Genomic DNA, 13256 nt, shown 5'->3' on the forward strand with positions numbered 1-13256 from the left:
CTGTTAAGGAGAGGAGCAAAAAAGCTAGCGTTTGTGGATACTTCTTTTAGATGATACTCATTAATTTATTAATTTAATACTTTTTAAACTATGAAAAAGTTAGAAATCAAACAAATGGAAAAAATCCAAGGTGGAGACACTTTGGACGGAGCGTGTGCAGTCTTTGGTTTTACAGCAGCAGGTATTGCAGCAAGAGCGACTCTCCTTGCAATACCTCTTTGGGGAGAAGCTGTTTTTGCTGCAGGAACTGTTGCCTGTTTAGGTAGGAGAATAAAACTTTGGTAAATATGAAGAATAAACTACAAAAAGTATTATCTTTTATAATAATAATACTTTTTCCTTTTGTATTACTTAAATTACCAAAAGAAGCCTTTGCAAATAACGTATTAAGTCCTATTTTCTTTTTCCTATTGTCAATCTATTTTGTTATGAATCTTTATGACAGTTTTAAAAAGAAAAAAGAGCATTAGCTGGCTTTAATGTAAAATTTTAACCTTAACAACCCTCATTTAGGGTTTCTTAAATGAGGGTTATTTTTATTATTTGATACTAAAAGACAAATAACATACTCTTTCCCAACATCTCAACACCCTACTTTTAGGAGTTTCTCAGAAACTCCCAGTAATAATTTACCTGCCGTGCTATGGCTTTGTTTAATTATCAACCTATCTTTATATATGTCTCTCCCTCTAAAACATATCTATAAAACTTTTGTACTCCAGCACGACCAAAGTGATTGTGGGGTAGCCTGCTTGCTGTCGCTCGTTCAATATTATAGTGGCACTCACTCCTTGGAAGACTTACGTATACAAAGCGGTACTACCGTGCAAGGCACTACGCTTTTAGGTCTCTACCAAGCTGCCAATTCCATAGGTTTTGAAGCAGAAGGTAACGAGGCGGATATAGCAGTGCTTAAAACCTATAACGCTCCGCTTATATTACATCTAACAATAGGTAATTTAGAGCATTATGTAGTGTGCTATGGCTTTGAAAAAGATACATTTATCATCGGTGACCCCGCTAAAGGTATTATAAAACTATCTCCAGAAGAATTAAACAGTCTTTGGCTCTCCAAAACTTGCCTAACACTCACACCTACAACACAACTTAAAAAGAAAAGCACAGAACAGAAAGCTCAGTTTAAATGGTTTTTAAACCTCATTCAAAAAGATTTGCGCTTGCTTCTCATCAGCGGACTTTTAGGCACAGTTATAGCTGTTTTAGGTTTAGCTATGGCTATCTTCTCTCAAAAACTCATTGATAATATCCTCCCCTCAAAAGACGTTAGCAAACTCATTCAAGGTGTGTTATTGCTCACTTTTTTATTATTAGCACGCATTGGTATTTCAGTAGTGAGAGAATACTTCTTACTCTTGCAAGCCAAAGACTTCAATACACGTATCAATGAGCAGTTTTTTAGCAAACTCCTTCACTTGCCTAAATTCTTTTTCGATACACGCAAAATAGGAGAACTCATTGCTCGCCTAAACGATACCCAGCGTATTCAACGGGTAATAAAAATGCTTGTGAGTGCTACATTCATTGATATTCTGGTAGTACTTATCACATCTGCATTCTTGTTTTACTACTCTTGGCAAGTGGGGGTATTTACATTACTATCCATTCCTATTTATTTTTTTGTCATTCATAAAAACAACACTAAAATTGTTACCCTACAACGCGATGTAATGCAAAGTTATGCTTTAGTCGAAAGTCATTATATCAATACCTTTCAAGGTATTACCGATATAAAAATAGGCAACAAACAAAATGTATTTTCAAAAATAAATGAAATTCTTTTTCTCTCTTCACAAGAAAAGGCTTTCCAGTTAGGAAAAGTGAATATCAAACTCTCTTGGATATCTGGAATAATAAGTGTGATTTTCTTAGTAAGTATACTCATTTATAGCGCTATACAAGTACTCAAAGGCACTTTACTATTAGGTGGATTAATGGCTATCCTTTCAATGGCTGGCTCTTTATTGCCTTCTGTTCTCAATTTAGCACTGATAAGTATTCCTATCAACGAAGCCAAAGTAGCTTTTGCGCGTATGTACAATTTCACAGCCATACCTCCTGAGCAAGAAGAAGGTGAAAATATCAATACTATTGATAGAATAATCTTAGAAAATGTATCATTCCGTTTTGTAGGTAGAAAACCTATCTTGCACCATCTTTCTTTACAAATAAACAAAGGTGAAATCGTGGCTATTATAGGTGAAAACGGCTGTGGAAAAAGTACGCTTGCTAATCTTTTATTGCAATTTTATCTTCCTGATGAAGGACATATTATTATCAATGAGGAACAGCCTTTGCATACTATCACCTTAGAAAGCTATCGCAATTTAGTAGCCTATATTCCACAAGAGGTGGCTATTTTCAACGGGAATGTATTAGATAATATTTTATTAGGTGCTCAATCTACCCCTGAAGAACTCATCGCTTTCTTAAATAAATATGGTTTTGATAGCTATTTCAATCAGTTTCCACAAGGATTAGCTACTCAGTTAGGTGAAAAAGGGGTAAATATCTCTGGTGGACAAAAACAGCTCATTGCCTTTGCTAGGGCACTATTCAAAAAACCTCAATTGCTAATTTTAGACGAAGCTACTTCTGCAATGGATAGGCATACTGAAGCCTTTATACATAGGGTTCTTCACCAAATCAAACACAATAGCCTAATACTCTTCATATCCCACCGCCTGCACTCCTTACCCAACCTCGCTGACCGTATTTGTGTTTTAGAAAAAGGAACTATCACCCACTCAGGCTCTCACAAGGAGTTAATGCAAAGTCAAAATTTCTACAGCAACTTCTTCGCTAACTCTTCTGCAAATTTGTCAATTTCCTAATTATTCGTATTTTTGCCGTAAATATTTAAAACAATCAAGGTTATGAACAGCAAAAAAATTGTTCTTATCGTAATGATGTGTCTTTCATTGTGCTTTTCTAGCTATTGCTTAATGGAATATCTCAACAACAAAATGCATTTCTTAACCATTATCTCTGGTTTGTTATTTTTTGTAACATTCTTAACATCTTACCTCAGAATTGACAAATTGACAAATCAGCAAATTGACAGTTTATGATTAAAAAATGGATTGGCTCTTTCGCCTTGTGGGTGACGGGCTGGAAAATAGAACTACAAGGCGATAAAGAAAATCTTAATCGCTGTGTGTTGGTAGTGGCTCCGCATACTACCAACTGGGAATTTGTTCTCGGAATTTTAGCTTATTGGAAGCTCGAAAAACCTATCAAACTCATTATCAAAGATGCACACACCAAAGCGTGGTACGGCTGGATCGTACGCAAATTGGGGGGCATAGGTATCGACCGCTCTCAGCACAACCACCTCATTGAGTTTATCACCCAACGCTTTAAAGAAGATAGTTTCAGCTTAGTGGTAACCCCCGAAGGTACGCGCTCTCGCGTAAACAAATGGCGTATGGGCTTCTACCATATCGCCCTTTCTGCCCAAGTGCCTGTGGTTTTGGGAGCTGGCGATTTTAAGAAAAAGAAAATATACATAGGAAAAACCATCTCCCTCACCGACCTGCAAACGCGCTCTCAAGAGAGTATTATGCAGGAAATTCAGGATTACTACAAGGATATCAATCCAAAATACCCCGAACAGTGGAACCCCCTATCTCCCATTTCCTGACACCTAACCCCTAGAACCTGACACCTAACAATGGACTTTGAGCGCATTAAAGAAAAATTAGCGATCCTCGCCGATGCTGCCAAATACGATGTTTCTTGCTCCAGTAGCGGAAGCTCGCGCAAGGCAGTGAAAGGTGAATTGGGCAACGCAGCCAACTTCGGTATCTGCCACTCGTTTACCGAGGACGGCAGGTGTATTTCTCTGCTCAAAATACTCCTTACAAACCATTGTATCTACGATTGTGTGTACTGCGTATCGCGACGCAGTAATGACATACAGCGCGCTGCCTTCAGTGTGCAAGAGGTGGTAGACCTTACTATCAACTTTTACCGCCGAAATTATATAGAGGGTTTGTTCCTCAGTTCGGGAGTGTTCAAAGACCCCGATACTACAATGGAACGATTGGTGCGCGTAGCTAAAAAGTTGCGCTTAGAAGAGCGTTTCAACGGCTATATCCACCTAAAAACGATTCCAGGGGCGAGTGAAGCCCTCGTTCACGAGGCAGGACTCTATGCCGACCGTCTTTCTATCAACCTCGAAATCCCCACCAAAGAAGGACTCAAGTTGCTTGCACCCGAAAAAGATCACCAGCAGATGATCACCCCTATGCAGCAGCTGAAAAATGAATTGGCTATCCACTCAGTAGAAAAGAAGAAATTTAAGCATACGCCAAAATTTGCCCCTGCCGGACAAACTACCCAAATGATTATAGGTGCTACTAATGAAACTGACCAGAAGATAATAAAAGTCGCCAGTTATATGTATGATAAGTTAGAGATGAAGCGGGTGTACTATTCGGGATATGTACCGGTATTGCAAGACAGCCGATTGCCTTCTATTCACTCTCAGGTGCCTGTAGTGCGCGAAAATCGTCTCTATCAAGCCGATTGGCTAATGCGTTACTACGGCTTTGCTCCCGATGAGATTTTAGATACACGTCAGCCCTTTCTCGATTTAGAAATAGACCCCAAACTCGCTTGGGCATTGCGCCACCCACACCTCTTTCCGGTAGATGTGAACACGGCACCTCGTGAGATGCTTTTGCGCATTCCAGGGGTAGGCGTTCGCTCGGTACAGAAGATACTCGCAGCGCGTACCTTCCAAAAACTCACCTATTACAGTCTCAAACAGATAGGAGTAACCCTCAGCCGAGCCAAATACTTCATTACTTGCAGTGGGGCAACCCCATTAGCAGGCACTATGGAGCCCACAAAACTCCGCCATTTGCTCATCGCTAACAGCCATAACAAGCACAAAGAACTCTTCACCGGACAGTTATCGCTGTTTTAATATACAAAAAAAAGCTATCTAAAAAGACAGCCTCTTTGTATATTTACTTTTGCTTTTAAGAATTAACCTTGTATTGGTTTTTAGAAAATTAGCATTAGTAAATTAGAATCGGTAATTTTTTAATCGTTTTTAACCCTAAGGAACAAAATCAAGATTGTTTTTCCCTATTAGGATTCATTTGTTTGCCCCTATTACCTTGGGCTTTATCATATTGTTTATTTGTGCCATCGCTCCCTTTGTTTGGATTTTGCATATTGGCACGATTGTTTTCTCGGGTAATCTTTTTCCCATTGTTGAAAAATTTAAGTGTTTTTTACAAGCTCAAAAGTATAAATAATTTTCCTATTAAACAAAAAAAGCTACTAAGCAAGATGCTCAGCAGCTTTTTATTATCAAAATTAATTTCTAAAACACGTCTTTGACGTGCTTCATACTGTTGGCAATACTATCTTTGGCATCTGCAAAGTCTCCTTGTCCTATTTTTTTGATGATGTTGGTCGCAAAACCTTTCATCTGTTCAAAAGTGATGTGAGGGGGCATTGCTAAAGTATCGCGATTGGTGTAGATATTCACCAAAGTAGGTCCGTCGTGCTCGAAAGCTGCTTTTACAGTGGCTTCAAGATCTTCGGTTTTGCGTACTTCATAGCCTTTGATGTTCATCAACTCGGCGAGTTTATCAAAAGGTGGGTTTACCATATTGGTTTGCCAATCGAGATAGCCAGATACTTCCATTTCGAGTTTTACCATTGCGAGTGAACGGTTGTTGAACACAAATATCTTCACAGGGTATTGGTATTGCATTAGGGTAGCCAAGTCGCCCAAAAGCATTGATAGACCGCCGTCACCACACATTGCTACCACTTGTCTGCCATTGGAAGAAGCTGCTGCGCCAATTGCCATTGGGAGGGCGTTTGCCATAGAACCGTGGTTGAAAGAGCCAGTGAGGTAACGTTTGCCCGTACCTTTGATAAAGCGCGCTGCCCACACTACATTCATACCTGTATCTACGGTGAAAATAGCATCGTTGGCGGCGTATTTATCCAAAAGTTTAGCCGCATATTCAGGGTCTATTTGGTTCTCTTCGGTTTTCTTTTTGGTGTAATCGTCCAATGATTTTTCGAGTTCCAAATACTCTTTGTGAATATCTTTGAGGAAACTATCGTCGGTGCGAGGAGTGAGTTTAGGCAATAAGGCGGTAATGGTATCTTTCACATCGCCTGCAAAACCGTAATCTACTTTGGCACGACGACCGATAATCTCGGGGCGTTCATCTATTTGGATAATAGTGCTTTTCTTAGGCAAGAACTCCGCATAAGGGAAGTCGGTGCCGAGCATTACAAGCACATCGGCTTTGGCACAAGCATCATAACCTGAACGGTGTCCGAGCAAGCCATTCATTCCCGCTATATAAGGGCTATCGGTGCGATCGAAGAATATTTTGCCACGGAAAGAAGCCACGATAGGCGCTTTAAGGGTTTCGGCAAGCTGTTCTACTTCTTTCACCGCATACTGACAGCCGTGACCGCAGTAGAGGGCTATTTTCTTGTTTTTGTTGTCGTTGAGTACTGCTGCCAATTTGTCAAGTTCACTATCGGAAGGGCGCACTACAGGTTTTGCTAAGAAGGTTTGTGTAGCAGTAGGTACCTCTTCAAGGTCGGCGCCTGCCACATCACCAGGGAGTCCTAATACAGCCACGCCTTTCTCGTTGATAGCCGTTTGTATGGCGCGTTGCATCATTGTGGTAAATTGCTTGGCGGTATTGGCTACATACACATATTTACTGCAATCTTGGAAGAGGAGGAAGGGGTTGGTTTCTTGGAACCAATTGGTACCAAATTTATGGGTAGCGCAGGTGCTGGCAATGGCAATTACGGGGTTCCCTGAGCGGTTAGCATCGTAGAGTCCGTTGATAAGGTGCACGTGTCCAGGTCCTGAACTTCCCATACAACAGCCTATGCCGTTTAGTTCGGCGTCCATAGAGGCAGCATAAGCCGCTGATTCCTCGTGGCGGACGTGTATCCACTCAAGGCGACCATCGCGACGGATGGCGTCGTTCACAGGGTTGAGGCTATCACCAGTAATAGCATAGACTCTTTTTACGCCTGCTTGTACTAACATTTCGACCAATTGGTCGGATACATTTTTGCTCATATATGTTTTTTTTATTAATGACGGGCTTAGGTATGCAAAAATAATACCAATGTATCGTTTTTGAACAGAAATTAAAGGTTAGGATTGTGATGCAAGCAATCGCTGTACCGAACTGTTGTTCTTCTTCCTGTCGTCATATCTTTTCCTGTTTTTTTAGTGTAAACCTATTTCAGGATATGACACTCTTCACTTTTCACTTTTATCTTTTAACTGGTTCAGGGCGCTTCCTGCTTTAAACCAACCTATTTGCTGAGCGTTGTAGGTATGGTTGCAGGTAATCACATCTTTGCTACCGTCTTTGTGCACAAATTCCAAATGTAAAGGAGTGCCAGGCGCAAAGGCGGTGAGGTCGAGGAAGTTGATTACGTCGTCTTCTTGAATCTTGTCGTAATCAGCTTCGTGGGCAAAGGTGAGGGCGAGCATTCCTTGTTTTTTAAGGTTGGTTTCGTGAATGCGCGCAAACGATTTTACCAATACGGCTCGTACGCCCAAATGACGAGGTTCCATAGCGGCGTGCTCACGTGAAGAGCCCTCGCCATAGTTGTGGTCGCCTACTACAATAGAAGGGATTCCTGCTGCTTTATAAGCGCGTTGCACTTTGGGCACTTCGTCGTATTGGCCGGTAAGTTGGTTTTTCACGAAGTTAGTTTTACCGTTGAAAGCATTTACCGCCCCTATGAGCATATTGTTGGAAATATTGTCTAAATGTCCGCGGAAACGCAACCAAGCCCCTGCCATCGAAATATGGTCGGTGGTGCATTTGCCTTGCGCTTTGATGAGGAGTTTAGCCCCAGTGATATTCTCGCCGTCCCAAGGAGCGAAAGGCGTGAGCAGTTGGAGGCGGTTGGAGGTAGGCGATACCACCACCTCGATGTTGCTACCATCTTCGGCGGGAGCCTGATAGCCAGGATCATCAACGGCAAAACCTTTAGAAGGCAACTCTTCGCCATAAGGAGGAGTGAGTTTTACGGCTTCACCTTGGTCGTTAAGCAAGGTATCGGTGATAGGGTTGAAGTCTAACCTACCGGCAATTGCCAAAGCCGCTACCATTTCGGGAGAAGTTACAAAGGCGTGGGTATTAGGGTTACCGTCGGCACGTTTGGAAAAGTTACGGTTGAAGGAATGTACAATCGTATTTTTCTCTTGTTTTTCGGCACCTTCTCTGTCCCACTGACCAATGCAGGGACCACAAGCATTGGTGAATACACGAGTACCCAACTGCTCGAAGATGTCTATAATTCCGTCGCGCTCGGTAGTATAGTGTATTTGTTCAGAGCCAGGGTTGATACCAAAAGAGGCTTTAGGGGTAATTCTCTTTTCTAAGGCTTGTTTTACCACCGAAACCGCGCGGGTGAGATCTTCGTAGGAGGAGTTAGTACACGAACCTATGAGCCCCCATTGCACCTCCAAGGGCCAATCGTTGGCGCGGGCTACCTCCTTCATTTTGGATACAGGAGTACCTCTATCGGGGGTGAAAGGACCGTTGATATAAGGCTCTAAGGCAGAGAGGTCTATCTCAATGAGTTGGTCGAAATATTTCTCGGGGTCGGCATAGACTTCGGGGTCGGCGGTGAGGTAAGGCGCAATGGCATCGGCAGCGAGGGCAACTTCTTCGCGCCCAGTAGCAAGCAGATAGCGACGCATCGCCTCATCATAGCCAAAAGTAGAGGTAGTAGCCCCTATTTCGGCACCCATATTACAAATAGTACCTTTACCGGTACAGGAAAGCGACTTAGCACCCTCGCCAAAGTATTCCACAATTGCACCAGTACCACCTTTTACGGTGAGGATATCAGCGACTTTTAGAATCACATCTTTTGGGGCTGTCCAACCACTGAGTTTACCTGTGAGTTTTACCCCAATGAGTTTAGGGAATTTCAGTTCCCACGGCATTCCCGCCATCACATCTACGGCATCAGCCCCGCCTACACCAATAGCGAGCATTCCTAATCCGCCAGCGTTTACTGTATGCGAATCGGTGCCTATCATCATTCCACCAGGGAAAGCGTAGTTTTCTAAGACTATTTGGTGAATAATCCCTGCGCCAGGTTTCCAGAAGCCAATACCATATTTGTTAGATACCGAAGAGAGAAAATCGAATACTTCTTTAGACTGTTCAGTAGCTACTTTCAGGTCGGTTGCGGCGCCTATTTTGGCTTGGATGAGGTGATCGCAGTGTACGGTGGTAGGGACAGCCACTTTGCTTTTGCCCGCTTGCATAAACTGCAAGAGTGCCATTTGGGCAGTAGCATCTTGACAAGCAATGCGGTCGGGGGCGAAATCTACATAGTCTTTACCGCGCTCAAAGGCACGAGAGGGGTTGCCATCCCATAGGTGTGTATATAATATTTTTTCAGCAAGGGTAAGGGGTCTTCCTACCACTTGGCGGGCTTTGTCTACGCGCTCAGGAAATTGGGCGTAGACCTTCTTTATCATTTCAATATCAAAAACCATAATTCAATTAACAATTAAGAATTAATAATTAACAATAGGGTTTTACTTCCTTGCATAACTTCGGCTACTTTGGTGAGATTAGGGTGGTAATAACCTCCTAATTCTACGGGTGTACCTTGTATTTGGGTTAGCTCTTCCACGATCGTCGTTTCGTTGTCTTTTAGGGCTTTGGCGACAGGAGCAAACTCTTCGGCAAGAGCGCTATCTTGAGTTTGTGCCGCTAAGGCTTCAGCCCAATAGAGCGCTAAATAGAAGTGACTTCCGCGATTGTCAAGCGTACCCACTTTGGCTTGTGGCGATTTGTCGTTGTTCAACAGCTTGCTTGTCGCCTCATCAAGTGTTTGGGCTAACACTAAGGCTTTAGGATTGTCGTGTTTTTGAGCAAAATGCTCCAGTGAAGCCCCTAAGGCGAGAAATTCCCCTAAGGAATCCCAACGCAAGTGGTTTTCGGCAAAGAGTTGTTCGGCTAATTTAGGTGCTGAACCTCCTGCGCCCGTTTCAAAGAGTCCGCCGCCATTCATTAAGGGGACGATAGAGAGCACTTTGGCACTGGTGCCCAATTCTAAGATAGGGAACAAGTCGGTGAGGTAATCACGCAACACATTGCCCGTTACCGAAATGGTATCTTTGCCCTTGCGAGAGCGCTCTAAGGTGAAGAGCATAGCCGTTTCGGGCGACATAATGCGAATATCAACCCCTTTAGTATCGTGCTGAGCCAAATAGTGTTTTACTTTTTTGATGAGCTGGGCATCGTGAGCGCGGTGCTCGTCCAACCAAAAGACCGCTGGCGTTTGGCTGAGACGTGCGCGCGTTACCGCTAATTTCACCCAATCTTGTATGGCAGCATCTTTCGCAGTGCACATACGCCAAATGTCGCCTTTTTCTACTTTGTGCGACAAGTACACTTTACCGTCGGCACCTACCACCTGTACGCGTCCGCTATGAGGAATTTCGAAAGTCTTGTCGTGCGAGCCATATTCTTCAGCCTTTTGCGCCATTAAGCCCACATTGGCAACACTCCCCATTGTGGCAGGATTGAAAGCCCCGTGTTTCTTACAGAAGTCAATCACTACTTGGTAGATACGCGCATAAGTGCTATCGGGCAGTACAGCCAAAGTATCTTGTGCTTCCCCTTTGGCATTCCACATCTTGCCCCCATTGCGAATCATTGCTGGCATAGAAGCATCTACAATCACATCGTTAGGGAAATGCAAGTTGGTAATCCCCTTATCAGAATTTACCATCGCCAAAGCCGCAGCTTGCGCAAGTGCCCCCTCGATATCGTGCTTTAAAGGCTCTTGCTCTTCAGCAGGCAATTGTTCTATTTTGGCGAGGATATCCGAAAGACCGTTGCGCACATTCACCCCTAAGGCTTTCAGTTCGCGCGGGTGTTTTTGGAACAAATTAGCAAAGTACGTTTCAACCGCATAGCCAAAGAGAATGGGGTCGGAAACCTTCATCATCGTAGCTTTCAGATGCAAAGAGAGGAGTACCCCCTTGTCTTTCGCTTCGGCAAAGACTTTTTTATAGAATTTGAAAAGGGCTTCTTTGCTCATAAAAGTAGCATCTATCACTTCGCCCGCTTGCAAAGGAAGTTCCGCTTTGAGCAGTTGCACCTCGTGTTTAGGGCTTACCAACTCTATGCGCACCACATCAGCTTTTTTGAGGGTTACCGATTGCTCGTTGTGATAGAAATCGCCCGCTTGCATCGTAGCGACTTCCGTGAGACTCTCAGCACTCCACGCGCCCATTGAATGCGGGTGCGTTTGCGCGTACTGTTTCACCGATTTGGGTGCGCGCCTATCGGAATTACCCTCGCGCAACACAGGGTTCACCGCACTGCCTTTCACCTTGTCATACCGCTGTTTGATAGCTGTTTCGGCTTCATCAGTAGGGTTCTCAGGGTAATCGGGAAGCGCATAGCCTTGCGATTGTAGTTCGGCAATAGCCGCTTTCAGTTGGGGTACCGAAGCACTGATGTTAGGCAACTTGATGATATTGGCTTCTGGACGCGTTGCCAACGCCCCCAGTTCGCTAAGAGCATCGGGCACGCGTTGTTCTGCTGTGAGAAAATCGGGGAAAGAGGCTAAAATACGCCCTGCCAATGAGATGTCTTTGGCTTCAAAGTTGATACCCGAAGAGGCGCAAAAGCGTTTGATGATAGGCAATAGTGAATGCGTTGCCAAATAAGGCGACTCGTCGGTAATGGTATAGATAATGTTTTTCATTTTTATCTTTTATTCAATTCAACAAAAGGTCTTTCGGTGGCACCTACGTATATTTGTCGCGGACGACCGATAGGCTCTCCTCCTTGGCGCATTTCCTTCCATTGGGCAATCCAACCAGGGAGACGACCGATAGCAAAAAGCACGGTGAACATCTCTAAGTGCATACCCAAGGCTTTGTAGATGATACCCGAATAGAAATCGACATTGGGGTAGAGGTTGCGCGATTTGAAGTAGTCATCTTCCAAAGCTACTTTTTCGAGATGTTTGGCAATGCCAAAAATAGGGTCGTCGATGCCTAAAGCATTGAGCACATCATCGGCAGCCACTTTGATGATTTTAGCCCGTGGGTCGAAGTTTTTGTACACACGGTGACCAAAGCCCATTAGGCGGAAAGGATCATCTTTATCTTTTGCTTTGTTGATGAACTTATCAACTCCGCCACCATCGGCGTGAATATCGTTTAACATTTCAATCACAGCTTGGTTTGCGCCGCCGTGGAGTCGACCCCAGAGGGCAGAAACCCCTGAAGATATACTGGCAAACAAACCTGCCTCTGAAGACCCTACCAAGCGCACGGTAGAAGTAGAACAGTTCTGTTCGTGATCGCCGTGGAGGATGAGCAACTTGTTGAGAGCACTCACAATGGTAGGGTTGATTTTGTATTCCTCAGTAGGAATTTCAAAGAAAAGGCGCAAAATATTCTCGATATAACCTTTCTTGTTGTCGTAATAATTCAGCGGTAAACCTTCGCGCTTGCGGTACACCCAAGAAGCGATAATAGTTACTTTGGCAATGGCTTTGCAGACCGCTTGATAGACGTGTTTGGGGCAATGTACATTCACTGGTACAGGATTGAAAGCGGTGAGCGCACTGGTAGCCGATGCTAGCACTCCCATAGGGTGCGCCGAGCGCGGGAAACCGTCCATAATGTGACGCATATCCTCGTGTACAAGGGTATACTTGTGAATTGTTTTTTTGAAATCGTCATACTCTTCGGCAGTGGGGAGTTCGCCAAAGATAAGGAGGTAGGCTACTTCGAGGAATTCGGCTTTGGCAGCCAATTCTTCAATATTATAGCCGCGATAGCGCAAAATACCTTTTTCACCGTCGAGGAAAGTAATAGCGCTTTTGCAAGAACCAGTGTTCTTGTAACCTGAATCTAAGGTTACCAATCCAGTCAGGGCACGCAATTTTTCAATGTTGATTGCTTTTTCATTTTCAGTCCCTACTACAATAGGAAATTCATACTCTTTTCCTTCAAAAATCAATTTTGCTGTGTTTTCCATAGTACAATTTGTTTTTAGTGTTTTTTTAATGCTTCTTAAATGTTAAAAAGAGATAATACTTTATAGCTCTATTTTCGATTTTATCACTTTTTTCGTGGTAAAGGTAAGAAAAAACAACTGAAAGCAACCTAATGAAAATACTATTTTAACAAAAGTTTAACATATTTTTGTTGGAAATCAGTGGTT

General features: G+C 43.4%; 8 protein-coding genes. 4 read left to right on the forward strand and 4 right to left on the reverse strand.

What is annotated here, in order from left to right; genetic code table 11:
• The first annotated feature begins 90 nt into the window (after positions 1-90).
• The 4 genes from CGC57_RS05230 to CGC57_RS05250 all read left to right on the forward strand — a co-directional run bounded on the left by CGC57_RS05230 (position 91) and on the right by CGC57_RS05250 (position 4951).
• Entirely contained in the window at positions 91-285 is a 195-nt protein-coding gene (locus tag CGC57_RS05230; RefSeq protein WP_095898258.1) for a hypothetical protein, read from the forward strand.
• Positions 286-677: 392 nt separating this feature from the next.
• A complete protein-coding gene (locus CGC57_RS05240; RefSeq protein ID WP_095898260.1) occupies positions 678-2852 on the forward strand; it encodes a peptidase domain-containing ABC transporter in 2175 nt (724 codons plus the stop codon).
• A gap of 236 nt (positions 2853-3088) precedes the next feature.
• Positions 3089-3661: a 1-acyl-sn-glycerol-3-phosphate acyltransferase gene (locus CGC57_RS05245; RefSeq protein WP_172595639.1), complete on the forward strand. Its 573-nt coding sequence runs from the start codon at positions 3089-3091 to the stop codon at positions 3659-3661.
• A 30-nt stretch (positions 3662-3691) separates the two neighbouring features.
• Complete coding sequence (locus CGC57_RS05250) at positions 3692-4951, forward strand: putative DNA modification/repair radical SAM protein (RefSeq protein WP_095898262.1); 1260 nt, start codon at positions 3692-3694, stop codon at positions 4949-4951.
• Positions 4952-5356: 405 nt separating this feature from the next.
• Here the strand turns inward: CGC57_RS05250 and CGC57_RS05255 are convergent, their stop codons facing one another.
• From CGC57_RS05255 to CGC57_RS05270, 4 genes are all read right to left on the reverse strand, one after another.
• Positions 5357-7102, reverse strand: a complete 1746-nt coding sequence (locus CGC57_RS05255; RefSeq protein ID WP_095898263.1) for a thiamine pyrophosphate-dependent enzyme — start codon at positions 7100-7102, stop codon at positions 5357-5359.
• A gap of 186 nt (positions 7103-7288) precedes the next feature.
• Positions 7289-9556, reverse strand: a complete 2268-nt coding sequence (locus CGC57_RS05260; protein ID WP_095898264.1) for an aconitate hydratase — start codon at positions 9554-9556, stop codon at positions 7289-7291.
• Between the two features lie 14 nt (positions 9557-9570).
• A complete protein-coding gene (locus CGC57_RS05265; protein WP_095898265.1) occupies positions 9571-11784 on the reverse strand; it encodes an NADP-dependent isocitrate dehydrogenase in 2214 nt (737 codons plus the stop codon).
• A gap of 2 nt (positions 11785-11786) precedes the next feature.
• Entirely contained in the window at positions 11787-13070 is a 1284-nt protein-coding gene (locus CGC57_RS05270; protein WP_095898266.1) for a citrate synthase, read from the reverse strand.
• Positions 13071-13256 lie beyond the last annotated feature (186 nt).

Source organism: Capnocytophaga sputigena (assembly GCF_002302495.1).
Taxonomy (GTDB): Bacteria; Bacteroidota; Bacteroidia; order Flavobacteriales; family Flavobacteriaceae; genus Capnocytophaga; species Capnocytophaga sputigena.